Below are 24113 nucleotides of genomic sequence, written 5' to 3' on the forward strand. Positions count from 1 at the left end.
GCGAGGGAGCCGTGCGATCAGCCGTACCCGAAGAACTCCCGCAGCAGGCCGGCAGTTGCTTCCGGCTTTTCCTCGGGAAAGAAATGGCCGCCATCGACGGAATGGCCACGCACGTCCCGTGCCCAACGACGCCAGATGCCGAGCGGCCCGCCAGCTTCCTCGTACCAGCTGGCGAGGCCGCCATGCGCGCTCCACAGCGCCAGCAGCGGGCAATCGACCTGGCGCCCGGCCTGGAGATCGGCGCGGTCGTGCTCGCGGTCGACGGTGGCGGCCGCGCGGTATTCCTCGCAGATCGCATGTATCTGCGCCGGATCTCGCAGTGCCGCGGCATAGGCCTCCCGCACGGCACGCGGAAAGGTTTCGGGCGCCGATCCCCACTCGTCCAGCGCGTTGTCGACGATCGCCTCGGGAGCAGCGGCGATCAGCCGTTCCGGCAGCGGCGCCGGCTGTGCCAGCAATGAAAACGGCCAGAACGCCAGGGCGAGGCGCGCATCCGCACGGTCCCACACCTCGAAGGTGGGAATGATGTCGAGCACTGCCAGCCTGGTCACGACCTCGGCATGGTCGAGTGCCATGCGATAGGCGACCCGGCCGCCGCGGTCGTGCCCGGCAACCGCGAAGCGGTCGTGCCCCAGCGCTGCCATCGTCTCGATCAATGTCGTCGCCATGGCGCGTTTCGACATGGCCCCATGTCCCTGCTCATCGGCAGGCGGACAATCGCTGGCGCCATAGCCCGGCAGGTCGACGGCAACGCGGTGAAATGCGACGCCAGCATCGGGCCGATGTCGCGCCACATCAGGCTTGTCTGCGGAAATCCATGCAGAAGCAGCAGCGGCGGTCCCAACCCGGCCTTGTGCACGAACACGCCGCCCTGCGCCGTCTCGACCCTGCGGCTCTCGAACCCGATCATCGCCTGCTGTTCCATCGAGGCAGAACGCACGACGCGCGGATTTCGTTCATCCAATCTGGCCGGCAGGAGGCTGCGTCACCCGATGCCGTGTTTGCGCAGCAGCTCCTGCTCGTCGCCGGCGACCCAGCCGAACACCTTCGGCTCGCCGCCCAGCATCTGCATCAGGTAATGCACCTCGAAGTCGATCGACAGGTCCGGCTGGTCCTTGCGGGCATAGGTTGCCGTCCAGGCGACATGGGCGACGCAATGATGCTCGTCGATGGGAGTGACGCGGATATCGGTTATCCGCATCGCCTTCGTGCCGATCTCCCGGTAGTGCGCGTAGCCGTGCGCCAGCGTGCGCTTGAGCTGCTCATCATTGCGGCCGGTCATCACCCCACGCGGCGATGCCGCGATGAATTCCGGGGCGTAGAGCGCTGTCAGCTCATGCTCGTCGATGTTACCGGCCAGCGCCCGGTTGAAGAAGCCTGCATAGCGTTCGAAAAACTTCCTGACGCTCGTTTCCATCGTCGGTCTCCCTTGGAAGCGAAAGGGCCGTGGCGCGAACTGGTTCCATTCTTCCGGCAACGCCCATGCGCCGAAAAGGTCCGTGAAACTGGCAGCCTCGCGCTTGGCTTGCCTGGGATCCTACTCCCCTGCTCTCGCCATCGCATAGGCATTCCGCTTCGGCGGCGGGCGGTCAAGCGACGATCCGGCGATGGCTGCAAACCAGGCACCCTCGACCATGCGGGCTGCCGCCCGCGCCGACTTCTCGACACCGTTGAGGCTGCCGATGTTGCGGCTGATCTCGGTGCCATGCGCGTTCATCGCCCAGAACCACAGGCCCTGCTGCGGGCCGGCATCACGCAGATAGATGCGGCCGACGCTGCCGTCATAACCGTCCGCGTCGGCGACATAGTCGGCCTCGCGATCGGCCTGCCGCCAGTTCAGACGCAGTGAAAAAGCTTCGCTCTCCGCGACCCTCGCAGGTTCGGTCATCGTCGTTCTCCGTCGGTTTGATGGCGGCAGACTGCCATCGCGACAGAGAGGCCGTCAAGGATTTTGTTCCTATTTTGTTCCCATGCGAACAGTTGCTGACTCTGGACTGGCAGAGACGAATCGCGAGAGCGCCATTGAATGATCGGCGTCGCGACCTGTCTCAATCCTCTGTGACGAACCGCGCAATCCGAAGGCTTTCCGCAGGGCCAGACACGACCGTGCAGCCTTGTTGCGCGGTGACAAGACGATCTGTTGGTTCTATTGGGGAGAATGGTGCTGCCAGAGAGGATTGAACTCTCGACCTCTCCCTTACCAAGGGAGTGCTCTACCACTGAGCTACGGCAGCATCGTGAATGCGGCGCCTTCTGCCACAATGAATCGCCAAGCGCAAGTTGCTATAATAGCATTTTCCAACTGCCTCCCAGACATGGCCGCGCCACAATGTCGGTTATGCATTGTTAAGGACTAAGCGAGACCATGACCGACAAGACCGAACCGAAATCGCCCAAGCCGGAAACCAGGGCCGACCACCGCAAGGCCAGGCTGGCCGAGGCTCTGCGTGCGAACCTGCAGAAGCGCAAGGCACAGCTCAGGTCGCGCCGCACCGGCGAGGCCGATACCAGGCCCGACGGGCTTGCCGCAGCGAAGGAACAGAAAAAAGAAGGGTAAGAGAATCAATACGCGGCCATTCTTGCGCCGACTTCTCGAAATCCTATTTCTTGAACCGGACCGACCAATGGTTTAGAGGGCGGCCCAAACACAACCGATTTAAGCCGGCTTCCGGCTGAGGGACACTCTTTCATGGATCGCATCAGGATCGTCGGCGGCCGCGAGCTCGCCGGCACCATCCCAATCTCTGGCGCCAAGAACGCCGCCCTGCCCCTGATGATCGCCGCGATGATGACCGGCGACACGCTGACGCTGGAAAACGTGCCGCATCTGGCCGATGTCGAGCAGCTCATCCGCATCCTCGGCAACCACGGCGTCGACTATTCGGTCAATGGCAAGCGCGATCACCAGAACGGCAATGGCGGCGGCTATTCGCGCACCATCAACTTCACCGCGCGCGACATCGTCGACACGACCGCTCCTTATGAGCTGGTCTCCAAGATGCGTGCCTCATTCTGGGTGATCGGCCCGCTGCTCGCCCGCATGGGCGAAGCGCGCGTGTCGCTGCCCGGCGGCTGCGCCATCGGTACCCGTCCGGTCGACCTCTTCATCGACGGGCTGCAGGCGCTCGGCGCCGACATCGACGTCGACAACGGCTATGTCGTGGCCAAGGCCAAGAACCGGCTGAAGGGCAACCGCTACGTCTTCCCGAAGGTTTCCGTCGGCGCCACCCATGTGCTGATGATGGCAGCAGCACTTGCCCGCGGCGAAACCGTGCTGGAAAACGCTGCCCGCGAGCCGGAGGTCGTCAACCTGGCCGAATGCCTGAACGCCATGGGTGCCAGGATCCACGGCGCCGGCACCGCGACCATCACCATCGACGGCGTCGACCAGCTTCACGGCGCCAGCGTGCGCGTGATCCCCGACCGCATCGAGACCGGCACCTATGCCATGGCGGTGGCCATGGCCGGCGGCGACGTGCTCCTGAAGGACGCCCAGCCTGACCTGCTGCAGACGGCGCTCGACGTCATCGCCCAGACCGGCGCCGAGATCACGCCGACCAATGAAGGCATCCGCGTGAAGCGCAATGGCGCCGGCATCGCGCCGGTCGACGTCACCACCGAGCCTTTCCCCGGCTTCCCGACCGACCTGCAGGCGCAGTTCATGGGCCTGATGACCAAGGCCAAGGGCAAGTCGCGCATCACCGAGACGATCTTCGAGAACCGCTTCATGCATGTGCAGGAGCTGGCCCGCCTCGGCGCCCACATCACGCTTTCGGGCCAGACGGCGATCGTCGAGGGTGTCTCCAAGCTCAAGGGCGCACCCGTGATGGCGACCGACCTGCGCGCCTCGGTCTCGCTGGTCATCGCCGGCCTTGCCGCCGAAGGCGAGACCACCGTCAACCGCATCTACCATCTCGACCGCGGCTTCGAGCGGCTGGAAGACAAGCTTTCCGGCTGCGGCGCGGTGATCGAGCGGATCAGCGGCTAAGTCGGCAGTCGGCAGTCGGCAGTCGGCAGTCGGCAGTCGGCAGTCGGCAGTCGGCAGTCGGCAGTCGGCAGTGAAGCCGATCGCATGTGTGGAACGGCGATCAAGGCGGTCACGGAACTGTCGTTCGTCGTTCGCACGCCAATCCCCAATCTTTATTCCCGACTGCCGACTGCCGACTGCCGACTGCCTTCCCCGGTTGCGCCCGCTGAGAAGACCGCCTAACAGAAGGTTGGACAAAAACCTTCGCAGGTGCGGTATCCGCATGGACGCTTTGAAGTTATTGGCGCTGGACGAGCAGGACCTGGGCATCATTTCGGCCCATGTCCAGGATGCCGTCATGAAGGTGGGCGACATAGAATATCTGCCGACCTGGAAGCGCTTCGTCATGCCGATGAACCGCTTTGCCTGGGAAGTGCGCTCCGGTTTCTTCCGCAAGCACAATGAGCGTCGGCAAAGCGTGCTGCATTTCGAGCGCGTGCTGGCGGTGAAGACCAGCGGCATCGCCCGCGAGAAATCGGAAGAGGTGCTGTCGCTGCTGGCCATCAGCTTCATCCCGATCGCGCCGCCCGCCGGCATCATCGAGCTGATCTTTGCCGGCAACGGCACCATCATGCTGGAAGTCGAATATGTCGAGGCGCGCCTCGCCGATCTCGGCGGCGCCTGGCAGGCCTCCTCGCGCCCGGTTCACAGGGGCTAAGCGATGGCTGTCACATTGAATGCAGCCGATGCGGATTTCGAAGCCCGCTTCACCGCTTTCCTGGCGACCAAGCGTGAGGTTTCGGCCGACGTGGAAGCGGTGGTGCGCGACATCATCGCCCGCGTCCGCGCGGAAGGCGACGAGGCGCTGATCGACTACACGCAACGCTTCGACAAGGCCGATCTCGGCACGCTCGGCATTGCCGTTTCCCGCGCCGACATCGAGGCGGCCTATACGGTAGCCGACCGGGAGACGGTGGAAGCGCTGAAATTCGCCCGCGACCGCATCCGCTCGCATCACCAGCGGCAAATGCCGAAGGACGATCGCTACACCGATCCGCTCGGTGTCGAACTGGGCTCGCGCTGGACGGCGGTCGAGGCAGTCGGGCTCTACGTGCCGGGCGGCACGGCAAGCTATCCGAGTTCGGTGCTGATGAACGCAGTGCCGGCCAAGGTGGCCGGCGTCGGGCGCATCGTCATGGTGGTCCCTGCGACTGGCGGCGTCATCAGCCCGCTGGTGCTGGTGGCGGCCGATCTCGCCGGCGTTTCGGAAATCTACCGCATCGGCGGCGCGCAGGCGGTGGCTGCCCTTGCCTATGGCACCGAGACGATCCGCCCGGTGGCCAAGATCGTCGGCCCCGGCAATGCCTATGTGGCCGCGGCCAAGCGCCAGGTGTTCGGCACGGTCGGCATCGACATGATCGCCGGCCCGTCGGAAGTGCTGGTGGTCGCCGATGGCAGCAACGATCCCGACTGGATCGCCGCGGACCTCCTGGCACAGGCCGAGCACGATGCCTCGGCGCAGTCGATCCTGATCACCGACGATGCCGCCTTCGCGACGGCCGTGGAAGCCGCCGTGCAGCGCCAGCTCGCTGCCTTGCCGCGCGGCGCGATCGCCGCCGAAAGCTGGCGCGACTTCGGCGCCGTCATCCTGGTGGACGAGCTTGAAGACGCGCTGCCGCTGGCCAACCGCATCGCGGCCGAACATGTCGAGCTGGCGCTCGACGAGCCGGAAGCGTTCCTGACCGGCCTTCGCAATGCCGGTTCGGTCTTCCTCGGCCGCCACACGCCGGAAGCGATCGGCGACTATGTCGCCGGTTCCAACCACGTGCTGCCGACGGCGCGTTCGGCGCGCTTCTCGTCCGGGCTTTCGGTGCTCGACTTCGTCAAGCGCATGTCGGTGCTGAAGCTCGGACCCGAACAGCTGCGACAGCTGGCGCCGGCGGCGATCGCGCTCGCCAGGGCCGAAGGGCTCGACGCGCATGGCCGCTCCGTCTCGATCCGGCTGAACATGTAGGCGGATATGTCGGGAGCCGGGCCAAACAACGCAAGGCTGATCGACGTCGAACTCGACGAAACGATCGGCCGCTCGACGCCCGACGTGGAACATGAGCGGGCGGTGGCCATCTTCGACCTGATCGAGGAAAACTCGTTCAGCCCGGTCAATGACGACGGCAGCGGTCCCTACAAGCTGAAGCTGTCGCTTGCCGAATCGCGGCTGGTCTTCGCCATCAGCCGCGAGGACGGCGCCGACGTCGTCACCCACATCCTGTCGCTGACGCCGTTCCGGCGCATCGTGAAGGACTATTACCTGATCTGCGAAAGCTACTACGACGCCATCCGCTCCTCGACCCCGAGCCATATCGAAGCGATCGATATGGGCCGGCGCGGCCTGCACAATGAGGGCTCGCAGACGCTGATGGACCGGCTGGCCGGCAAGATCGAAATCGACTTCGACACGGCACGACGGCTGTTCACGCTGGTCTGCGTGCTGCACTGGCGCGGGTGAGAAAGAAAAACGCTGAACAAAAGTGTCGTTGGCTGTTTCATTCTGACATTTGCCCGCAGGTGTTGTATCGGAGGGTGAAAATGTCGGAATCGGACCACAAAGTTCGAGCCGATTAAGCTTGTTCACAAAGCGGCGATAATCATATAGGTTCCGCGCCAAATTCCGGCCGGCCTGCCGGAAATCCATACAAACCAAAGGTATCGAATGCCGAAGGAAGAAGTCCTCGAGTTTCCGGGTGTGGTGACGGAATTGTTGCCCAATGCGATGTTCCGCGTGAAGCTCGAAAACGAACACGAAATCATTGCCCATACGGCTGGGCGCATGCGCAAGAACCGCATCCGCGTTCTGACGGGTGACAAGGTTCTGGTCGAGATGACGCCTTACGACCTGACCAAGGGCCGCATCACCTATCGCTTCAAGTAAATTGTCGTAGCGGGCCAGATGCGATGAGCACCATGCACAAGCTCGTGCTTGCCTCGGGATCGCCCCGCCGGATCGAGCTCCTGCAGCAGGCTGGCATCGAGCCCGACCGCATCCTGCCCGCCGATATCGACGAGACGCCGCAGCGTGCCGAGCATCCTCGCTCGCTCGCCAAGCGCCTGTGCCGCGAGAAGGCCGAGAAGGCCTTTGCCTCCATGCAAGGCGACGCCGAGGGCGAACGCGGCTATGTGCTGGCGGCAGACACGGTGGTCGCGGTCGGCCGGCGCATCCTGCCGAAAGCGGAGACCAGCGACGACGCTGCCTTCTGCCTGCAATTGCTGTCGGGCCGGTCGCACCGTGTCTATACCGGTGTGTGCCTGATCACGCCGGACGGCAAGCAGCGGCAGCGGCTGGTGGAAACGCGCGTGCGCTTCAAGCGCCTGCCCCGCACCGAAATCGACCGCTATGTCGCTTCCGGCGAATGGCGCGGCAAGGCCGGTGGCTATGGCGTGCAGGGGTTGGCCGGCGCCTTCGTCGTCAAGATGTCCGGCTCCTATTCCAACATCGTCGGCCTGCCGCTCTACGAGACCACCGCGCTTCTGGCCGGCGAAGGTTTCGACATCCATCGCGGCTGGCCGGAACGCGGACTGTCCTAGAGCGTTTCCGTCTTTCACGGAAACGCAGAAACGCTCTAAGCTTTTGTTTTACCGCATTTTTGTAACGCCAAGTGATCCCACTTGGCTACAAAATGCTCTAGATCATTATTCCGACGGGAGGTCTGCGAAGGCGCAGATGTCCTCGGATATGGGTCGGGCAGGAACCGCGCCACAGCGAGAGAAACCATGGCAAGCAATGACAGCACCGTGACGCCGCTGCGTCCAAAACGGCCCTGCCCCGAATGCGGACGGCCCTCGGCGCGCGACACCTATCCGTTCTGCTCGACACGCTGCAAGGACATCGACCTCAACCGCTGGCTGAAGGGCGTCTATGTCATCCCTGGCGACGACGGCGAGGCGGAAGACGCGCTGCCGGGCAACGCGCCAGGCAAGGCGCCGGACGACGCGCAGGACTGATCACACCTGCCCGCAACACTGGTGCAAAGACCGGCAAGGCGCCGATTTTTAAGGCGTTTTCGGCTAACGATTGTTTTCCCGGCGAAATCGACACGGCGGTGCTGGACAGGCGGGAATCTCATGCTATAACCCCGCTCGCTTTCGGGCTTTGGCCCGGCGAGCAGGCAAGGTCCGGATTTTGAATTCCAATCGTGAATTACAGATCAAGGCTCTCGTCAGGATGCCCAAGTAGCTCAGTTGGTAGAGCATGCGACTGAAAATCGCAGTGTCGGTGGTTCGATTCCGCCCTTGGGCACCATTCTTTTATCTCACGCCAATTCGCTTCGCTCACGGCTCCGATGGGGCGGCCTGACGGCCGACGGACGGTCGTCCTTGCGAACCACAGGGTTCGATGCCAGTTCTGCTTCGGCGGGCGACCTTCCTCACCCAATTCGCTTCGCTCACGGCTCTGATGGGGCGGCCTGACGGCCGACGGACGGTCGTCCTTGCGAACCGACTGGGTTCGATGCCAGTTCTGCTTCGGCGGACGACCCTCCTCACGCCAATTCGCTTCGCTCACGGCTCCGATGGGGCGGCCTGACGGTCGACGGACGGTCGTCCTTGCGAACCATAGGGTTCGATGCCAGTTCTGCTTCGGCGGGCGACCCTCCTCACGCCAATTCGCTTCGCTCACGGCTCCGATGGGGCGGCGTCTATACTCCGAGCGTGCCGGTCGTTCCGAAAATTGAGATCAAAAAAGCGCCGCCCGGGAGAACCAGAGGCAGCGCGAGTCATCACAGGTTGGGTGCCCTGTGCAACGGTCGACGGCCGAAAATCGGGAAAATGGCGGCCGGCGCAAGGGATGCAATTGCGGCTGCGCCGGCCTAACGCCGGTTAGGCTCCCAGCGCCATCGGCGACGCTAGCGAAGACAATTAGCCAGCACATCTTCCATATGGGGTAGAGGATAGTCTCGCTCGACCGGATTTGCCGCCAGGTTCCCCAATGGCGCTCCGGTTCATTGACGCTTTCACCATCGCGGATAAACTGCCGCCATGTGGCGCAACCTGCCTCCGCTGCGGAAGGGTGACGCAAGGGCGATGCTCATCGCTTTTGCCCTTGGCACCGGCGTGGTCGGCGTCATGATCTATTTCGCGACAGACCTGCAATCGGTCCAGGCAAAGGTCAACCACGGCTTCGGAACGGGATGGGACTGCGTGCGCATGGATCACGGCGACCCAATCTGCACGAAATCGAGGCCCTGACGCGGCTACCTGTTCACTTGCCGAACCAGATGCCGGCACCCGGGCGATTGCGACAACCAGAACGCAGCGCGCAAACAATCGCTAGATGGAGCCGGCTTCCTTCCGGATCAGGCCCGCGACGACCTGCTCCGCCTCCTGCAGGAATGAACGCAGCTGGCCAGCGCTGGTGGTCTCGGCATGAGCCTGCATATCCAGAATATCGAGATAGAGCTCGACGGTGCGCTCATAGAGATGCGGGACTGTCTGCGATGGACGCGCCCTGCCCAGCGCATTGGCGTATTTCTCCGAGCCGAGGAAATGCCCCGGCTTTTTGCCGTCATGCAATTCCGGACACAGGATCGCTACGCGTTTCTGCTGCTCCGGCACGGTCAAATCAGACATCTCGATCACCCCAGCGCGGCCGCTGGCCCTAACGATGCAGTTGTTCAATCCGACGCCAAAACGGCATTCGCATCCAAAACCGGATGAATCGGACCTGCACACAATAGCCGGGGCACACTGACATCATTCTGTCAGGAGCTTGGCGCGTATCGCCGATGGTTTTGCTGACGGCCTTGCCTTTGGCAGCCGAATGGCTTCGTGGACTGGCGGCTTACGGCCTGCGGACACCAGGGTGAAGAAACCGTGCCTGGCCAGGGGTGATGCCAAAGAACGCGCGAAACGCCGCGCCGAAGGCCGGGATGCTTTCAAAGCCGGCGATGGAGGCCGCCTTCGCCGGCTGCACCCCCATCGTCAATGCACTCAAGGCCTCGGTCAGACGCGCCTGCTGTCGCCATTGCCGGAAGCTCAACCCCGTCTCGGCCCGGAACAGGCGGGCCAGCGTCCGGCTCGAGGCATTTGCCACCTCCGCCCACGCCTCCAGGCTCCTCTGGTCGCCGGGCCGCTGGCGGAGCAGCATAACCACCCGGTGCAGACGGGGGTCCCGAGGCAGGGGCAGGCCGAGTGGCAGCGGCGTCGATCGTGCGATTTCGTCAAGGGCGAGTTCCGCCAGGTGATGACCTCTGCCATGCAGCTGCCATTCCACGGGTTCGGCGCAGGCTGCAACGATGACTTCGCGCAGCAGGCCGGAGACGGCAATGACCTTCGGCTCCACGCCGACCCGCATGGCGGCATCTTCCCGCAGGAACAATTCCCGCATTGCCACGGGCCCGTCCAGGCTCACCGCGTGTTGCGCACCCGCAGGCAGGAACAACGCCGTCGTTGGCGGCACCACATAATGCGCAAGCTGGGTTTCCACGCGCATCACGCCGGAGATGGCATAGAGCAGCTGAGCCCTCGGATGCTCGTGGAACCCCGACGACAGGCCTGACGGATAATCGCAGGCAAAGCCCACGACAGGCCGCGGGGCGGTCTCGAACGGCAGGATCGCAGCTTGTCTTGTTGGCGACAGAAATTGGCCGGTCGTCTCCATCCGGCTAGCCTAAGCTAAGCGCAGGTTCTTTCAAGATTTTCCCAGGAGGGAAACGACCATGAGCACGGGGCTTTTCCAGACGATCGGATATGTCAAAGCGCACCAGCTGGTCGATGGTCCGATCACGCCAGGCCAGAACAGGAAAAAAGCGCTCGAGGCCGGCAATCTCTGGGTCGGCCAATGCCATGTCACAGCACTCGATGCACCCAGCCAGTGGCATCACCACGAAGAATTCGACAGCGGGATGTACATGCTGTCAGGTCGCATCCGGGTGGATTTCGGCGCGAATGGCGAGCAATCTTTCGAGATCGGCAAGGGCGATTACGCCTATTTCCCCCGCCGGGCGATCCATCGCTGCCAGATCATCGAGGGCGGCAACGACGTTCACTATGTCTTCGTTCGCGTCGGCGCAGGCGAGACCGTGGTGAACGTCGATGGCCCGGGAACGTTTGCCCCTCAGCGGACGCACGCCACCTGATGGCCATCCGGTACCGCCGACGACATCACCGCGACCCCTCCAGCTTTTCCGCGACGGTGTCGACGATGTGCGCGCCGATCGGCAAAGCGGCGGTTGCGGCCGGGGAAGGCGCGTTGCAGACATGGGTGGTCCTTGGCGTCTGCACGATGAGGAAGTCATGGATCAGTGTGCCGTCGGCTTTCACAGCCTGGGCACGGATGCCGCTCGGATGCGGTTCGAGATCTTCAAGCGTGAGCGAGGGACAATATTTCTGGCAGAGCGCCAGATAGCGGCGGCGGGAAAAAGCGCTGTGGAGTTCATCGACGGCGGATGCCCGATTGTTCCATATCGTGCGCCAGAAGCCGGGAAACGTCGCCAGGTCGATCGAATCCACGACATTCAGGCTCAGGCGGCCATAGCCTTCGCGGGCGAACGACAGGGCGGCATTCGGCCCTACGGTGACATAACCTCCAATCATCCGGGTCAGGTGCACGCCGAGAAAAGGCAGCGCCGGATCGGGAACGGGATAGATCAGGTGGCGGATGATGGCATTGCGTTCGGAGCGCAGCCGGAAGTAGTCGCCACGGAACGGCACGATCCGGAAATCGATGTCGAGTCCGGCCAGTCGAGCCATGCGGTCGGACTGGACGCCCGCGCAGGTGATCACGGAGCGCGCATGCAAGGTGCCGCCATCGGTGTGTATCTCGACCTCACCGGGATGTTCCTTGAAGCCCGTGCAGACGGCGCCGAAGCGGATCTCTCCGCCGGCAGTGATGAACCGGCTGGCCATGCCGCGACAGACCGCTCCGTAGTCGACGATGCCGGTCTCGCGGAACAGCAGTGCGCCCAGTCCGGTAATATCGGGTTCCCGCTCGGCCAGTTGCTCGCCGTCCAGCCGGATGGGCTCAAGGCCATTGGCGCGCGCTCGTGTTTCCAGATCGCCGAGCCGGGCGAGTTCCGGGCTGGACGTGGCAACGATAAGCTTCCCGCACTGCTCGTAGGGAATGGAGTTCTCGCGACAGAAGGCCATGGTCCGCGCGCTGCCCTCGCGGCAGAACCTCGCCTTGAGCGACCCCGGCGCGTAATAGACCCCGGCGTGGATCACGCCGCTGTTGCGGCCGGTCTGGTGAAGGGCGGGCGCACTCTCCTTTTCCAGCAGGACAATCGAGGCATGCTGGAACCGTTGCTGCAATTGCATCGCCGTCGAAAGGCCAACGATGCCGGCACCGATGATGCAAAAATCGAAGATCACGATCGTTCCGTTGATTTGAGCTGCTGCTGCCCGCCATAGACCATTACGCAGCGAAAGAACGATGGTAAGGTCCAGTTTATCACCGCCTGGGAACCAGCGGGATAGCTGGGCAGGTGGCATGAAGACCAGGGCGAGAGGCCAGAGCGACGCGAACATGGTCTGGGAGCATCTCCTGGCCAGGCCCGATCCAGCGCGGGGCGCCATCACCGTGCAGGTGATCGAGAGCTTCGTCGACGCGATCGTCAGCCGACAGATCCCGGCGGGCGTGCGGGTTCCATCGACGCGTGCCATGGCTGCGACGCTCGGCATCGGCCGCAACACGGCGATCGCCGCCATCAACTCCCTCGTCGAACAGGGCTACCTCGTCGTAAAGGACCGCTCCGGTGTCTTCGTCGCGCAGTTCGGCTTCGAGGCAGGAGCGACCGAACGCCGGAATGAGCCCAGGGAAACGGACTACGACTGGCATCGGCGCCTCGGCCTCGAGCGGCCTGCGCCCCGCTCGCAGCCGCTGGCCCCTCCCTCATACAATTTCCGCTATGGCCAGTTCGACCCGAGCACCTTCCCGACCAGCCACTGGCGACAGTGCGAGCGCAGCGCGCTCGGCCTGACCCAGATCGCCGACTGGGGCCGCGACATGGTCGACATGGACGACGCCGGCCTCATCGAAAGCCTGCGCCGCCATGTGCTGCCCAACCATGGCATCTGGGCGGAGGCCAACGAGATCCTGATCACGCTCGGCGGACAGGAGGGGCGCTATCTGGTGGCGCGGCTGCTCGGCCAGGCTGGCACGACCGTCGGGCTGGAGCGGCCCGGCCTGCCTGACATGGAACAGCTCATCCGCTCGACCGCGGCAAAGCGGGTGCACCTGCCGGTCGACCAGAATGGCGCGGTCCTTTCGGTGGAACTGCGGCAATGCGACGTGATCTTCATCACCCCGGGCCACCAGTGCCCGACGACGGCGGTGATGCCAGTGGAGCGCCGGCAGGCACTGCTCGACATTGCACGCCGCCGCGACACCATCGTGGTCGAGGACACCTATGACACCGAAGTGCTGAGCCACGGGCGCATGACCCCGTCGCTGAAGAGCCTGGATCGCGAAGGCCGGGTGATCCATATCGGCAGCCTGTCGAAGGCGGTGGCGCCTGGATTGCGCACCGGTTTCGTCGTCGCCTCGCCGCCGGTCATCGAGGCCTTGCGTGCCATCCGTCGCCTGATCCACCGTCATCCGCCCGGCAACATCCAGCGTACGCTGGCGATGTTCATCGACCGTGGCTACTACCACTCCTATCTGCGCAAGGTCTCGGGCATCCTGCAGCGGCGGCGCGAGGTGCTGAGCGCCGCACTCGGCGAACTGAAGACGCCGGCCCGCATCGTCGGCAGCGAAGGCGCGTCCACCTTCTGGGTCGAAGTACCCGCCTCCGTGGACACGGCGGCGCTGAGCGCCGTGCTGGAAAGCGAAGGCGTTCTCGTCGATCCGGGCAGTCGTTTCTTCACTGACGACGCCCCGCGCAACTACCTGCGCATAGCCGTCTCGCAGATCCATGAGAGCCAGATCGGCAAAGGCGTCAGGCGCATCGATGCGGCAATCCGGGCGGCTGCCTGAGGCTGATTGCTTTCTGGAATTGCTTACCCGTAGTTCCGATAACGCTCCGCCGCAATTCCGGGAAGCGGGTTGCTCCGGGCTCAGCCGTAGTTCCGGTAACGCTCAACCGCGATCGCGATCTGATCCTCATCCAGGAGGGTGACGGGCCCCGCTTGCCGCGCCTGGATGTACTGGCGGCAGAGGATCTCGAGGCGGTATGCGGCATTGAACGCCTTTCGCAGCGAGGTGCCATAGGCGATCATGCCGTGGTTGCCGAGCAGGCACGCCGTGCGCCCGTCGAGCGCAACAACGGCGGATTCGCCCAGTTCCACTGACCCGTAGGTCTCATAGCTGGTGCAGCGCACGTCGCCGCCGCCGAAAGCCGCGAGCATGTAGTGGAACGGCGGCAGCGGCTGATTGGTGCAGGCCATGGCGACGCAATGGTCGGAATGGGTGTGGACAACAGCCTCGGCGCGCCCAAAGGCGCGGTAGATCGCGGCATGCATCGACCATTCGCTCGATGGCCTCAACCCCTCTGCGCATCGTCCATCCATATCGGTGCGGGCGAAGCTTTCCGGCTTGATCGTTTCCGCCGAAGCGCCCGCCGGCGAGATCAGCATGCCGTCTTCGTGGCGCACGCTGATATTGCCTGCGGCCAGGAAGATCAGCCCGGCGCGGTCCAGCTCGCGGTAGAGGTGGGACAGTTCAGCGCGTTTGTCAGCTTCGACGGACATGGTGATCCTTCCGGGCGTTCGATTGGTGGGCCGTCAGGCCAGGGTCATTGATCGCGGCGAGAGCCGCGGAGCACAGCAGGAACAGGTCACGCCCTGGAAGGCCGAGCCCTGCCAGGCGGCATAGCCGGCCTGCAGCCCGTCGATCGCAGGCCCGGTTTCCGCCGCAAGTGCCCGCAGCTCGGCGGCCACGACCGAGGCCCTCTCGATCAGCGCAACCTCGTCGAGCACGGTGACGGTGCCATTGCGCAACAACCAGTTGCCGTCCACCATCAGGGAATGCACGCTGCGCGCATCGGCATGCGCGACGATGGATGCGGGGCTCACCGGAGCAACCGCCAGTCCCGGCGCGCGCGGATCGAGCATCAGCACATCGGCGACGGCGCCTGCTTCAAGCCGGCCGCGGACGGCCTGGTTGCGGAACACCCCGGCGCCTGCCGTGGTGGCGGCGTAGAGAACCTGCCCGGGTTTCGGCCAGTGCCTGAAGTCGCTGCCGGGGTCCCGTCCGGAAACCAGCATGTGCCGCATCACTTCGAACAGGTCATGGCGGCCGCCGGCATTGGAACAATCCGTGCCGAGGGCAACCTCGAGACCGAGTTCGAGGTCCTCGCGGATGGTCTTGCGCCCGGAGCCCAGCATGGCGTTGCTGACCGGGTTGAAGGAAAGGGTCACCCCGCGCCTGGCCAGCAGTTCCTTCTCTTCTCGCGTCAGCCAGACGCCGTGGGCCACCGACAGCCGGTCGTGCAGCAGGCCGGCGGCATCCAGTGCCTTGACGAGACCACCACGCCAGCGGGCGTCGGCGAGCTGTCTCTGGGGATAGGTCTCCAGCAGATGCGTGTGGCTGCCGAGGCCGAGGCTGTCCTGAAGCCGCTGCCAGAGTTTCCAGAAATCGTCCGAGCAGCGCTGCGGCGCGTTGGGACCGCACATCAGTTCGACACGGCCGTGTCCTTGCTGACGCAGGCGGACGGCGAGACCCCGATACAGCGCTTCGATCTCTTCGGCGCGGCGTGGCGCCAGCGGCAGCAAGCGCGCCGCAAGCTCGGTGTCGAGCGGGATGCCCAGCAGTTCCTCGTCGCGCAGGTCGGCGAAGAACGGGGCGAAAGCGACCCGGAGGCCGGATTCGAGGTGGGCATCGAGGCCGATCCCGGCCCGGCCCGCCTGCGGGAAATGATCGACATAGCTGCCGATGCCGTTGCGGATCAGTTCGACCGCCGTCAGCAGCACGCCGAGACGCGCGGCTTCGTCGGTGACCCCGCGGCCGTGGTTGATGGCATGGAACGACCAGAGCTCGAGCGGCAGGGAATTCTCGGTTCCCCGAAACAGCGTCGAGGACGAATGGACATGGCAATCGGCCAAAGGCGGCATCAGGATCATGCCGGCCGCATCGATGACCTCGTCAGCGCCGAGCGCGGCCGCGTCAGCTTCGGCCGGGGTGAGGACGGAGACAATCCGCGTTCCCTTGACCAGCAGGCCTCCCGCCATGAACCCGGCGTCACCACCGGGCCAGACGGTCGCGCCGATGAAGCAGGTCGACCTGTCGCCGCTCATGACTGCGGCTGCCTTGCGAAAGTCTGCAGGATCATGGCCGGCGCGAAGACACCGATCGAGGTCGCCACGGCCGAGACCAGACGCGGCGGCGTGACGTCGAAGGCCGGATACCATCCCCTGGCCAGATAGGAAGCGGTTCGCATGCCGAGGCAATAGAGCGACTCGTCGCCGTCACGCTCCTCCATCCTGACATCCTCCGGGCTCGGCGCCCTGGCGTCTGGAAAGCGCACCATGGCAATGAACGGTATACCGAAATGATGCGCGGCGATGGCCAGCTGCAGCGTGCCCACCTTGTTGATGACATGGCCGGACAGGGTGACGCGGTCGGCCGCGGTCATCAGCCGGCTGACCTGGCCGCGGTCCATGGCATGGGCGGCCATGCCGTCGGTGATCACCGTCGTCTCGATGCCCATCTCGGCCACGCTGTGTGCCGTCAGCCGCGCGCCTTGCAGATAGGGCCGGGTCTCGGTGCAGATCACCTTCACCGACTTCCCGGCCTCCATGGCGCAGCCGAGCGCGTGGATCAGCCCCGACTCCGCCCAGCAGTGGGTGAGAATGGTGTCGCCGTCCTCGATCAGGCTGGCGGCACTGGCGCCGAGCTTGCGGCTGAATTCCTGTTGCCTCTCCCAGGCCTGGCGGGTGGCAACTTCGATGCACTCGGCCATGTCGGCGCGATCCAGCCAGGCTTCCGCCTCGGCCTGCAGCTGGCCGATGACATCACGGATGTTGTTGTTGGTCGGCCGTGTCCGCAACAGACGGGCGGCGGCATCGGCGAGCGCCTGCCGGCGCGCCGCTGGCTGCAGCGAACTCGCCTTCCTGGCGGCAAGCACGAAGCCGGCGCTCGCCGCGAAAAAGGGGCCACTGCTCTGGGTCACCATCTGCTCGATGGCCAGCGCGACCTCTTCCAGGGTCTCGCAGTCGACGAAGCGGGTCTGGAACGGGAAGACCCGCCGGTCGAGGATGCGCACGCGGTCGGGCTCGAGCAGGACGCTCTTGGCAATAAGGGTCGGCATAGCGATAGACGCGTCCATCACCGTCTCCATCTCAGAAATGTTCTTGGCAGTACCCCGCCGGCGCGGGGTCTAGACGTCCGTTGCCGTGATCAGCGTTCGCCCGGCCTCCCCGGCCCTTTGATCCCACTCCGCCAGCCGCCTGATGGCTTCGGCGCCGATCAGGCAGGCACGCGCCACACCGCCGCTCTCGTCCCAGACGCCGGTGATGCGGTTGGCGATGACCGAGCAGATCGCGCCGGCACGGAGGCCGTAGATCCGCGCCAGAGTCAGCAGCGCCGCGGTCTCCATCTCGAAATTGAGGACGCCGGCCCGTTTCATCTCTTCCAGGATGCGCTCGCCTTCCGGCGCGACATAACCGTTGAAACCCGGCCGTCCCTGGCCGGCGATGAAGGATCCGGTGGTGGCGCCGGTGCCGACGCAATGGCTGAAGCCATTCGTGGCGGCAGCATCGACCAGCGCAAAAGTGACCTCATGCGAGGCGACGGCCGGGAATTCGTTGCGGACATAGAAATGGCTGGTGCCATCGAGGCGCACCGACGCGTCGTTGATGATCAGCGAACCGGGCTCGATGTCCTCCTTCAGCGTGCCGCAAGTGCCGACGCGGATGAAGGTATCGATGCCGAGCTTCACCAGGTCGGCAAGCACGATGTCGAGCGACGGCGCCCCCATCATGGTCGAGACGGCGCCGATGCGCACGCCCTTATAGGTGCCGACGGCCGCCCGATAGCCGCGTGGCAGCGCAATGACCTCGGACGTTTCCCATTGGCTTGCCATGAAGTCGACGCGCTCCGGATCGCCCGGCAGCAGCACGTAGCGGGGCAGGTTCAGCGCGGCGAGCGCATTGATGCGACGGCGGTCGCCGGTGTTTGCTGTCGCGGTTTCGGTGGATTGACTGGTCATCTTGGTTTCCCTTGCCGCGCGATCAGGCGGTCCGCCATTTGACGAAATATTTCTCGGCCAGCACCACGGCCCCGAACATCGCCAGCGCCAGTGCCGACGACATCATGATCGAGGCATAGAGCAGCGGCGTGCGGTAATCGAAGGTCGACTGGATGATGAGCATGCCGATGCCGGATTCCGCGCCCACCCACTCGCTGACGATGGCGCCGATGACACTGCTGGTGGCGGCGATCTTCAGGGCCGTGAACACGAAGGGCAGCGAGCGCGGCAGGCGCAGGCGGAAGAACACCTCGACCGGGCTGGCCGACATGATCTTCATCAGCTCCATCTCGGAATGCGACACCGCCTCCAGGCCACGCAAGGTATTCACCAGCGTCGGGAACATGCAGATGATGGCGGCGATCGCGATCTTCGACGACATCGACAGGCCGAAGACGAGGATCAGTACCGGTGACAGCGCGATGATCGGTATGGTGTTGAACAGCACGACGACCGGGAAATAGATGGCGCGCAGGCGCTGGCTGTGCACGAAGATCGTCGCCAGCAGGAAGCCGATGCCATTGCCGACGAAGAAGCCGGCAATGGCTTCCACCGCCGTCGGCTGGATGTTGTGCCACAGCAGCTGCCGGTTTTCCCACAGCGCGTGGACCACGGTGAGCGGGTCGGGTGCGATGAAGGGGCGCACCTGGAAGCCGATGATGACCGCCTGCCACAGCGCGACCAGGGAAAGCAGGCCGATGACCGGCCAGGCCCATGACAGCGAGGGTCTCATGCGTGCCCCCGGGGGCCATGCGCCGTCTCCATGACGCCGCGCAGGCGCGAGGTGATGTCGAAGAAGGTCGCCGAGGAGCGATCGATGCCATTGCCGGGCTTGTGCTCGTCGAGCTCGATCGTCTCGACGATACGTCCGGGATGCGCGCCCATCACCACGACCGTCTGGCCAAGGAAAGCTGCCTCCGACAACCCATGGGTGACGAACACGATCGTGGTGCCCGTCTCGCGCCAGATGCGCAGAAGCTCGTCGTTCAGGCCGTCGCGGGTGATCTCGTCGAGCGCACCGAACGGTTCGTCCATCAAAAGGATGTCCGGCTTCGTCACCAGGGCCCGCGCGATTGCGACGCGCTGGCGCTGCCCGCCCGACAGCTGCCAGGGCTGGGCATCCTCGCGCCCTTTCAGGCCGACGAGCTCCAGCAGTTCGCGCGGGTCGCGATGCGACCGCTTCTGCGCCGCCCAGCCGCCGACCTGCAGCGGCATCTCGACATTTTCCAGCGCCGTGCGCCAGGGCAGCAGGGTGGCCTCCTGGAACACGAAGGAGATACGGCGCTGGCGGCGCACCTCCTGCGGACGGTCGCCGAACACCCGGATCGTACCGCCGGTGCTCTGCAGAAGGTCGGCGATGTTGCGCAGCAGGGTGGACTTGCCGCAGCCGGAAGGGCCGATCAGCACCACGAACCGGCCTTTCGAAACCCTGAGATCAAGGCTTTGGTAGGCGGTAAGCTGACCGAATGACATTGTGAGGTCGCTGACCTCGATGGCGAGTTCTCCAGACATCGGCTATCCCAGCTTCGGACGGACGTCCGCGGTGGCGTCGAGCACCTGCCAGGATACACATTTCTCGACCACCGGTGCCGCCCCGGCGAAACGGCCCGCCTGCTGGAACAGCGAAATCTGCGTCGCCAGCTTCGCGGCGTCGTGCCAGCCCCAGCCGTGTTCCCGGGTCTCCTGGTCGAAGGAAAGCGCCATGATCGTGTCCACGGTCTTGTATTCGATCTCGCGGTCGAGTGCCGGATAGGCGTCGCACATGAGGTCGACGGCGGCGCGGCGGTTCTCGTAAGCCCAGCCCCAGCCGCGCGAAACCGCCCGGATGAATCTGGTGAGGTTCTGCTTCTGGCTGTCGAAGGTTTCAGCGCTGGTGAAATAGGAATTGGCGTAGTTCGGAATGATCTCGGACGGCACCAGGGTGACGATATCCGGGCCGAGCACGGAAAGCGCCTTGGTGTTGGTGAGGAAGCCGGTGACGGCATCGACCTGTCCGGTCAGCAGCGGCGTCATGTCGGCACCCATGGTGACGACCTTGACCGACGAGGCATCGAGGCCGCTCTTGGCCATGATCAGGTCGAGCAGGTAGCGCCCATTCGGATTGATCGCAATCGTCTTGCCGACGAGATCCTGCGGCGTGCGGATCGGCTTGCCGGGCAGCGAGATGTAGGCATAGGGCGAGCGACGCAGGCCGCTGGCGAACAGGAGCAGCGGCCGGCCGGCCTCATACGCGGTCAGGAACTGGGCGGTGGAGGAGAACTGGCCGGCCACAGCTTGCCCCGCCAGCACCGGCGGTACGGTCTGTGCGTTCGGCCCGCCGGGCCCGAACACGACAGTCAGCCCCTCTTCCTTGAAGAAACCCTTCTGCTGGGCGACGATATCGCCGAGCTGGCCGTTGCCGAGCAGCCAGTCGAACTGGATCCGCACTTCCACGCCGTCATCGGCGAAGGCTGGCCCGAACGACACCATCGCCCCGCCCAGACCCGCGGCAACGCCGCCTTTCAGCAAGGTGCGCCTGCTTATTCCCCCCATCATCCCGTTCCCTTTTTTAAGATGATCGTTTGTTGTTGTTCGCCAGTCGTAGCCGCACTTCCTGTCACCGATAAGAACCAGTTATGCGAATAGGAGGAACCACTTTGAGAACCTCCGTCTGCCAGGCGGAACCGGGTCTTGACCAGCAGGCAGCTCAGGGTCTCTTTCGAACGATCGTTGTATTCCGGGGCATGAAGAGCGAGTGGCGATGGCCCTCAGGCTGCATGAGCGGCCATCAGGGTATCCAGCAACAAAAAACCCCGGACGCCAGCGGCCTCCGGGGGTCGGGAAGACAGCGATCCGGCCGGCGCTAGCCGGCTGCGTCTGCGATGAGGCGGCAGATGGAGTCGCGGGTGACGTCTTCGGGAGCGATCTGGCCGGCCTGTACCATGAACACCACGTCGATCCGGCTGCCCTTGCCGGACTTGCGCACGACCACGCGCAGCGTCTGCTCACGGCCGGAGCCGGAGGTTTCCTGCTTGGCGGTCAGCGAGCCCATCGCCTTGTCGACCTTGATGTTCTCGAAACCCTCGGCCAGCATGGCGCGATGGGCATTGTCCAGCGCCTTCTTGGCATCGGTCTTCGGGAGAACGCCGGAGCTCTTGTAACTGACGGCCGTTATCGACGGCACGCCCACGACCTTGAAATTCTTCTGGCAGGACTGGGCGTTGGCTGTGGAGACCGCCAGCAGGGAAGCCGCCGCGGCAACGAAAATCTTGCTGATCATGAAAAACCTGCGCCTGAAAATTGTTCCGTTTCCGCCGGGCCTCGCTTCCCGGCTGTCCTCAGCAATAGTCGGCTAGCCGGCAACATGCCAGCACAACGATGCACTAGAGCGCCGCGCGTCCATTCGGACACGCAAAGGACGCTCCGGCGCTTGGAAGCTGTGGCCGACGGTCCAGGGCGTCACCGCCTCACTATGAGGTGGTCGCGGCAGTGAAAGGCTGGACGTCGGCAAGGAAAGACGCAACCGCCGACGGCAGGCTGGCGGAGGTGGGCGCGTAGACGCCACAGGCGGAAAGCAGGCTGCGTTTGTTGGCGGTGAGCCCGAGATGGCGCCAGATGGTGCGGGTTGCGTAGGGCATGTTGTTGTTGCGCCAGGAGATGCCCATCGTCAGGCCGCGAAGATAACGGCGCTGGTGCAGTTCGAACGGCATCAGGATCGTCTGCCCGAAGGTCGGCGCTTCGCCACGGGTCAATTCGGTCAGGAAGATGCGCTGGCGCTGGTAGGCAGCGAGGCCGACATAACGCGAGCGCTGGGAAATGCCGCGTTCGGGATCGAAGATGCGCTCCAGCGTCGTGACGACGACCTGGCCCTCCTTCTCGCGCATGTGGGCGCAGGAGCAGACGACCTGGCCCGGCCAGGAAAGCGATATGTGCCAGGTCTGGTAGAAGCCGAGATGCGGCCGCAAGGCACGCAGGTCGCCGGGAAAGGCGTCGTCCAGCGGCCCGGCATCCATGGCCGGCCGGCTCTTTTCTGTCAGCCTTCGCTGGAAGGCATGCGGAGGCAGGTTGAAATCGGCCGGATCGAGACCGAAGGCGGCGGCAATTCGCAGACGGTTGTGCGCGGAAGGCAAGGTTCCGGCGTTGAGATAGCGGTTGAACTGTTGCCTGTTGACGCCGACGACGCGACACAGGTCGGAAATCGATCGCCGCGTACTGCATGCGAATTTGAGATTGGCGAGAAAATTGACCGGGGCGTCGTGCATCGGTGGTGTCTTGCAAAACCGGGAACTGATCGAGAGGATCACCCCAGTGTAAACTCGCTTAAAGCAGCGTCAACGCGCGAAATTGCGCAGGCGTGGGCACGGATCATTATCGCTCCCGAGCGCCATTCCCGGCAGCTCCAATAATGGGGACACAATGATCAGCAACACGTTGAATCTCTCGCGCCGCACTTTTCTACAGGGCAGCACGCTTCTTGGCCTGTCGGCTGCGGCCGGAACCTTTGCGCTGCCGGCGATGGCCGAGGAACCGGTGCGCGGCGGCACCTTGCGGATGGGCCTGGAAGGCGGCGCTTCCGCCGACGCGCTCGACCCGGCGCTGGCATCGGCAAGCGTGCTGTTCGTGATCGCACATTGCTGGGGCGACACCTTGGTCGAGTCCGATCCCAAGACCGGTGTCGCGGTGCCCTCGCTGGCCGAATCCTGGTCGCCGTCGCCGGATGCCAAGGTGTGGACCTTCAAGATCCGCAAGGACGTGCGTTTCCACGACGGCAAGGCGCTGACCGTCGCCGACGCGGTCGCCACACTGCAGCGCCATGCCGGCGCCAAGTCGCAGTCGGGCGCGCTCGGCCTTTTGACCGGCATCGAAAAAATCGAGGACAAGGCCGGCGACCTGGTCATCACGCTGAAGGAAGGCAATGCCGACCTGCCGCTGGTGCTGACCGACTATCATCTGCAGATCCAGCCGAATGGCGGCAACGACAACCCCAGCGCGGCGATCGGCACCGGCCCCTACAAGCTGGTCAAGTTCGAGCCGGGCGTGCGCACCGCCTTCGAACGCAACAAGGACGACTGGCGCCAGGACCGCGGTTATGTCGACGCCGTCGAGATCACGGTGATGAACGACCTGACGGCGCGCATCAATGCGTTGCGCTCAGGCCAGGTCGATTTCATCAATGTCGTGCAGCCGAAGGTCGTGCCGCTGCTGAAGCGGCTGCCCGAGGTCGAGATCCTGCGCACGCCGAGCAAAGGTTTCTATGCCTTCCTGATGCATTGCGACACCGCCCCCTTCGACAACAACGACCTGCGCATGGCGCTGAAGCTTGCGATCGACCGCGAGGCGATCCTCAAGCAGGTGGTGGGCGGCTTCGGCACCATCGGCAACGACTATCCGATCAATGCCAGCTATGCGCTGGCACCGACGGACATCGAGCAGCGCCCATACGACCCCGACAAGGCGGCGTTCCACTACAAGAAGTCCGGACATGACGGACCGATCCTGCTGCGCACCTCCGATGCCGCCTTCCCCGGCGCCGTCGATGCAGCACAGCTTTTCCAGATCAGCGCGGCCAAGGCCGGCATCAAGCTCGACGTGCAGCGCGAACCGAGCGACGGCTACTGGACGGAGGTTTGGAACAAGAAGCCGTTCTGCGCCTCCTACTGGGGTGGACGCCCGACGCAGGATGCGCGCTATTCCACCTCCTATGTGTCGAATGCGGAATGGAACGACACGCGTTTCAAGCGTCCGGATTTCGACAAACTGGTCGCAGAGGCGCGTGGCGAGCTCGACGAGACCAAGCGCCGCGCCCTTTACCGCCAGATGGCGGTGACGGTGCACGACGAAGGCGGACTGATCCTGCCGGTGTTCAACGACTATCTCAACGCCTCGTCGAAGAAGCTGAAGGGCTTCGTCGACGACATCGGCAACGACCTCTCCAACGGCCGTATCGCCAGCCGGGTCTGGCTCCAGGCCTGAGACCGGACTGATCTTTCCAC

28 protein-coding genes and 2 tRNA genes are annotated in these 24113 nt (G+C 64.4%); 13 read left to right on the top strand and 17 right to left on the bottom strand.

Annotation, left to right across the window (positions count from 1 at the left end):
• Positions 1–17: 17 nt before the first annotated feature.
• From C1M53_RS05595 to C1M53_RS05610, 5 genes are all read right to left on the bottom strand, one after another.
• Positions 18–740 (bottom strand): alpha/beta hydrolase, encoded by a 723-nt coding sequence (locus C1M53_RS05595; protein ID WP_348630048.1) that lies wholly within the window; start codon positions 738–740, stop codon positions 18–20.
• Positions 653–940 (bottom strand): hypothetical protein, encoded by a 288-nt coding sequence (locus tag C1M53_RS32435; RefSeq protein WP_348630062.1) that lies wholly within the window; start codon positions 938–940, stop codon positions 653–655. Before C1M53_RS32435 ends, C1M53_RS05595 begins: the two co-directional genes overlap by 88 nt.
• A gap of 45 nt (positions 941–985) precedes the next feature.
• Positions 986–1417, bottom strand: a complete 432-nt coding sequence (locus C1M53_RS05600; RefSeq protein WP_129411339.1) for a nuclear transport factor 2 family protein — start codon at positions 1415–1417, stop codon at positions 986–988.
• A 120-nt stretch (positions 1418–1537) separates the two neighbouring features.
• Positions 1538–1888, bottom strand: a complete 351-nt coding sequence (locus C1M53_RS05605; RefSeq protein ID WP_129411340.1) for a hypothetical protein — start codon at positions 1886–1888, stop codon at positions 1538–1540.
• 271 nt (positions 1889–2159) lie between these two features.
• A tRNA-Thr gene (locus tag C1M53_RS05610) sits at positions 2160–2234 on the bottom strand.
• A gap of 131 nt (positions 2235–2365) precedes the next feature.
• Here C1M53_RS05610 and C1M53_RS05615 point away from each other — a divergent pair.
• The 10 genes from C1M53_RS05615 (at position 2366) to C1M53_RS05665 (ending at position 9208) form a co-directional block, all read left to right on the top strand.
• Positions 2366–2557, top strand: a complete 192-nt coding sequence (locus tag C1M53_RS05615; protein WP_129411341.1) for a hypothetical protein — start codon at positions 2366–2368, stop codon at positions 2555–2557.
• A 132-nt stretch (positions 2558–2689) separates the two neighbouring features.
• Positions 2690–3988 (top strand): UDP-N-acetylglucosamine 1-carboxyvinyltransferase, encoded by a 1299-nt coding sequence (gene murA / locus C1M53_RS05620; protein WP_129411342.1) that lies wholly within the window; start codon positions 2690–2692, stop codon positions 3986–3988.
• 262 nt (positions 3989–4250) lie between these two features.
• Positions 4251–4685 carry a DUF2948 family protein gene (locus C1M53_RS05630; protein ID WP_129411343.1) on the top strand — a complete coding sequence of 145 codons (435 nt, stop codon included), beginning with the start codon at positions 4251–4253 and terminating at the stop codon, positions 4683–4685.
• A gap of 3 nt (positions 4686–4688) precedes the next feature.
• Positions 4689–5981 carry a histidinol dehydrogenase gene (hisD, locus tag C1M53_RS05635; RefSeq protein WP_129411344.1) on the top strand — a complete coding sequence of 431 codons (1293 nt, stop codon included), beginning with the start codon at positions 4689–4691 and terminating at the stop codon, positions 5979–5981.
• Between the two features lie 6 nt (positions 5982–5987).
• Positions 5988–6473: a UPF0262 family protein gene (locus tag C1M53_RS05640; RefSeq protein WP_054310239.1), complete on the top strand. Its 486-nt coding sequence runs from the start codon at positions 5988–5990 to the stop codon at positions 6471–6473.
• Positions 6474–6677: 204 nt separating this feature from the next.
• Positions 6678–6896: a translation initiation factor IF-1 gene (gene infA / locus C1M53_RS05645; protein WP_006200926.1), complete on the top strand. Its 219-nt coding sequence runs from the start codon at positions 6678–6680 to the stop codon at positions 6894–6896.
• 23 nt (positions 6897–6919) lie between these two features.
• Positions 6920–7549, top strand: coding sequence for a Maf-like protein (locus tag C1M53_RS05650; protein WP_129411345.1), 630 nt, complete (start codon positions 6920–6922; stop codon positions 7547–7549).
• A 186-nt stretch (positions 7550–7735) separates the two neighbouring features.
• The gene (yacG, locus tag C1M53_RS05655; protein ID WP_129411346.1) at positions 7736–7966 is read left to right on the top strand and encodes a DNA gyrase inhibitor YacG; all 231 of its coding nucleotides are present in this window, start codon (positions 7736–7738) and stop codon (positions 7964–7966) included.
• Between the two features lie 222 nt (positions 7967–8188).
• Positions 8189–8264: transfer RNA gene (locus tag C1M53_RS05660), tRNA-Phe, on the top strand.
• A gap of 734 nt (positions 8265–8998) precedes the next feature.
• Positions 8999–9208, top strand: coding sequence for a hypothetical protein (locus C1M53_RS05665; RefSeq protein ID WP_129411347.1), 210 nt, complete (start codon positions 8999–9001; stop codon positions 9206–9208).
• 81 nt (positions 9209–9289) lie between these two features.
• Here the strand turns inward: C1M53_RS05665 and C1M53_RS05670 are convergent, their stop codons facing one another.
• Positions 9290–9589 carry a hypothetical protein gene (locus C1M53_RS05670; RefSeq protein ID WP_129411348.1) on the bottom strand — a complete coding sequence of 100 codons (300 nt, stop codon included), beginning with the start codon at positions 9587–9589 and terminating at the stop codon, positions 9290–9292.
• 211 nt (positions 9590–9800) lie between these two features.
• The gene (locus tag C1M53_RS05675; RefSeq protein ID WP_129411349.1) at positions 9801–10619 is read right to left on the bottom strand and encodes a helix-turn-helix transcriptional regulator; all 819 of its coding nucleotides are present in this window, start codon (positions 10617–10619) and stop codon (positions 9801–9803) included.
• Between the two features lie 58 nt (positions 10620–10677).
• On the opposite strand from C1M53_RS05675, the gene C1M53_RS05680 reads away from it, so the two are divergent.
• Positions 10678–11097: a cupin domain-containing protein gene (locus C1M53_RS05680; protein WP_129411350.1), complete on the top strand. Its 420-nt coding sequence runs from the start codon at positions 10678–10680 to the stop codon at positions 11095–11097.
• A 25-nt stretch (positions 11098–11122) separates the two neighbouring features.
• Here the strand turns inward: C1M53_RS05680 and lhgO are convergent, their stop codons facing one another.
• Positions 11123–12325 (bottom strand): L-2-hydroxyglutarate oxidase, encoded by a 1203-nt coding sequence (gene lhgO / locus C1M53_RS05685; RefSeq protein ID WP_129416037.1) that lies wholly within the window; start codon positions 12323–12325, stop codon positions 11123–11125.
• A 121-nt stretch (positions 12326–12446) separates the two neighbouring features.
• On the opposite strand from lhgO, the gene C1M53_RS05690 reads away from it, so the two are divergent.
• Positions 12447–13931 carry a PLP-dependent aminotransferase family protein gene (locus tag C1M53_RS05690; protein WP_165358053.1) on the top strand — a complete coding sequence of 495 codons (1485 nt, stop codon included), beginning with the start codon at positions 12447–12449 and terminating at the stop codon, positions 13929–13931.
• Between the two features lie 80 nt (positions 13932–14011).
• Here the strand turns inward: C1M53_RS05690 and C1M53_RS05695 are convergent, their stop codons facing one another.
• The 9 genes from C1M53_RS05695 to C1M53_RS05735 all read right to left on the bottom strand — a co-directional run bounded on the left by C1M53_RS05695 (position 14012) and on the right by C1M53_RS05735 (position 22382).
• Positions 14012–14644, bottom strand: coding sequence for a class II aldolase/adducin family protein (locus tag C1M53_RS05695; RefSeq protein WP_129411352.1), 633 nt, complete (start codon positions 14642–14644; stop codon positions 14012–14014).
• Between the two features lie 33 nt (positions 14645–14677).
• Complete coding sequence (locus C1M53_RS05700; RefSeq protein ID WP_165358054.1) at positions 14678–16189, bottom strand: amidohydrolase family protein; 1512 nt, start codon at positions 16187–16189, stop codon at positions 14678–14680.
• Positions 16186–17220: a s-methyl-5-thioribose-1-phosphate isomerase gene (locus C1M53_RS05705; RefSeq protein WP_129411354.1), complete on the bottom strand. Its 1035-nt coding sequence runs from the start codon at positions 17218–17220 to the stop codon at positions 16186–16188. The genes C1M53_RS05700 and C1M53_RS05705 overlap by 4 nt, the downstream gene beginning before the upstream one ends.
• A 51-nt stretch (positions 17221–17271) precedes the next feature.
• The gene (locus tag C1M53_RS05710) at positions 17272–18102 is read right to left on the bottom strand and encodes a nucleoside phosphorylase (protein WP_129411355.1); all 831 of its coding nucleotides are present in this window, start codon (positions 18100–18102) and stop codon (positions 17272–17274) included.
• Positions 18103–18124: 22 nt separating this feature from the next.
• Entirely contained in the window at positions 18125–18874 is a 750-nt protein-coding gene (locus C1M53_RS05715; protein WP_129411356.1) for an ABC transporter permease, read from the bottom strand.
• Positions 18871–19653: an ABC transporter ATP-binding protein gene (locus tag C1M53_RS05720; RefSeq protein WP_129411357.1), complete on the bottom strand. Its 783-nt coding sequence runs from the start codon at positions 19651–19653 to the stop codon at positions 18871–18873. Before C1M53_RS05720 ends, C1M53_RS05715 begins: the two co-directional genes overlap by 4 nt.
• A 3-nt stretch (positions 19654–19656) precedes the next feature.
• Positions 19657–20676: an ABC transporter substrate-binding protein gene (locus C1M53_RS05725; RefSeq protein WP_129411358.1), complete on the bottom strand. Its 1020-nt coding sequence runs from the start codon at positions 20674–20676 to the stop codon at positions 19657–19659.
• A gap of 307 nt (positions 20677–20983) precedes the next feature.
• Entirely contained in the window at positions 20984–21400 is a 417-nt protein-coding gene (locus tag C1M53_RS05730; RefSeq protein WP_129411359.1) for a hypothetical protein, read from the bottom strand.
• 190 nt (positions 21401–21590) lie between these two features.
• Positions 21591–22382: a helix-turn-helix transcriptional regulator gene (locus tag C1M53_RS05735; RefSeq protein ID WP_129411360.1), complete on the bottom strand. Its 792-nt coding sequence runs from the start codon at positions 22380–22382 to the stop codon at positions 21591–21593.
• A 154-nt stretch (positions 22383–22536) separates the two neighbouring features.
• Between C1M53_RS05735 and C1M53_RS05740 the strand changes: the two genes are divergently transcribed.
• A complete protein-coding gene (locus C1M53_RS05740) occupies positions 22537–24093 on the top strand; it encodes an ABC transporter substrate-binding protein (protein WP_129411361.1) in 1557 nt (518 codons plus the stop codon).
• Positions 24094–24113: the final 20 nt, after the last annotated feature.

The sequence above is a fragment of the Mesorhizobium sp. Pch-S genome (assembly GCF_004136315.1).
Classification (GTDB): domain Bacteria; phylum Pseudomonadota; class Alphaproteobacteria; order Rhizobiales; family Rhizobiaceae; genus Mesorhizobium.

What these genes read in the sequence shown, in the direction of transcription:
- C1M53_RS05600 (WP_129411339.1), bottom strand. Translation starts at nt 1,417, where the DNA reads ATGGAAACGAGCGTCAGGAAGTTTTTCGAACGCTATGCAGGCTTCTTC.
- C1M53_RS05605 (WP_129411340.1), bottom strand. Translation starts at nt 1,888, where the DNA reads ATGACCGAACCTGCGAGGGTCGCGGAGAGCGAAGCTTTTTCACTGCGT.
- C1M53_RS05615 (WP_129411341.1), top strand. Translation starts at nt 2,366, where the DNA reads ATGACCGACAAGACCGAACCGAAATCGCCCAAGCCGGAAACCAGGGCC.
- murA (WP_129411342.1), top strand. Translation starts at nt 2,690, where the DNA reads ATGGATCGCATCAGGATCGTCGGCGGCCGCGAGCTCGCCGGCACCATC.
- C1M53_RS05630 (WP_129411343.1), top strand. Translation starts at nt 4,251, where the DNA reads ATGGACGCTTTGAAGTTATTGGCGCTGGACGAGCAGGACCTGGGCATC.
- hisD (WP_129411344.1), top strand. Translation starts at nt 4,689, where the DNA reads ATGGCTGTCACATTGAATGCAGCCGATGCGGATTTCGAAGCCCGCTTC.
- C1M53_RS05640 (WP_054310239.1), top strand. Translation starts at nt 5,988, where the DNA reads ATGTCGGGAGCCGGGCCAAACAACGCAAGGCTGATCGACGTCGAACTC.
- infA (WP_006200926.1), top strand. Translation starts at nt 6,678, where the DNA reads ATGCCGAAGGAAGAAGTCCTCGAGTTTCCGGGTGTGGTGACGGAATTG.
- C1M53_RS05650 (WP_129411345.1), top strand. Translation starts at nt 6,920, where the DNA reads ATGAGCACCATGCACAAGCTCGTGCTTGCCTCGGGATCGCCCCGCCGG.
- yacG (WP_129411346.1), top strand. Translation starts at nt 7,736, where the DNA reads ATGGCAAGCAATGACAGCACCGTGACGCCGCTGCGTCCAAAACGGCCC.
- C1M53_RS05665 (WP_129411347.1), top strand. Translation starts at nt 8,999, where the DNA reads ATGTGGCGCAACCTGCCTCCGCTGCGGAAGGGTGACGCAAGGGCGATG.
- C1M53_RS05670 (WP_129411348.1), bottom strand. Translation starts at nt 9,589, where the DNA reads ATGTCTGATTTGACCGTGCCGGAGCAGCAGAAACGCGTAGCGATCCTG.
- C1M53_RS05675 (WP_129411349.1), bottom strand. Translation starts at nt 10,619, where the DNA reads ATGGAGACGACCGGCCAATTTCTGTCGCCAACAAGACAAGCTGCGATC.
- C1M53_RS05680 (WP_129411350.1), top strand. Translation starts at nt 10,678, where the DNA reads ATGAGCACGGGGCTTTTCCAGACGATCGGATATGTCAAAGCGCACCAG.
- C1M53_RS05690 (WP_165358053.1), top strand. Translation starts at nt 12,447, where the DNA reads ATGAAGACCAGGGCGAGAGGCCAGAGCGACGCGAACATGGTCTGGGAG.
- C1M53_RS05695 (WP_129411352.1), bottom strand. Translation starts at nt 14,644, where the DNA reads ATGTCCGTCGAAGCTGACAAACGCGCTGAACTGTCCCACCTCTACCGC.
- C1M53_RS05700 (WP_165358054.1), bottom strand. Translation starts at nt 16,189, where the DNA reads ATGAGCGGCGACAGGTCGACCTGCTTCATCGGCGCGACCGTCTGGCCC.
- C1M53_RS05705 (WP_129411354.1), bottom strand. Translation starts at nt 17,220, where the DNA reads ATGGACGCGTCTATCGCTATGCCGACCCTTATTGCCAAGAGCGTCCTG.
- C1M53_RS05710 (WP_129411355.1), bottom strand. Translation starts at nt 18,102, where the DNA reads ATGACCAGTCAATCCACCGAAACCGCGACAGCAAACACCGGCGACCGC.
- C1M53_RS05715 (WP_129411356.1), bottom strand. Translation starts at nt 18,874, where the DNA reads ATGAGACCCTCGCTGTCATGGGCCTGGCCGGTCATCGGCCTGCTTTCC.
- C1M53_RS05720 (WP_129411357.1), bottom strand. Translation starts at nt 19,653, where the DNA reads ATGTCTGGAGAACTCGCCATCGAGGTCAGCGACCTCACAATGTCATTC.
- C1M53_RS05725 (WP_129411358.1), bottom strand. Translation starts at nt 20,676, where the DNA reads ATGATGGGGGGAATAAGCAGGCGCACCTTGCTGAAAGGCGGCGTTGCC.
- C1M53_RS05730 (WP_129411359.1), bottom strand. Translation starts at nt 21,400, where the DNA reads ATGATCAGCAAGATTTTCGTTGCCGCGGCGGCTTCCCTGCTGGCGGTC.
- C1M53_RS05735 (WP_129411360.1), bottom strand. Translation starts at nt 22,382, where the DNA reads ATGCACGACGCCCCGGTCAATTTTCTCGCCAATCTCAAATTCGCATGC.
- C1M53_RS05740 (WP_129411361.1), top strand. Translation starts at nt 22,537, where the DNA reads ATGATCAGCAACACGTTGAATCTCTCGCGCCGCACTTTTCTACAGGGC.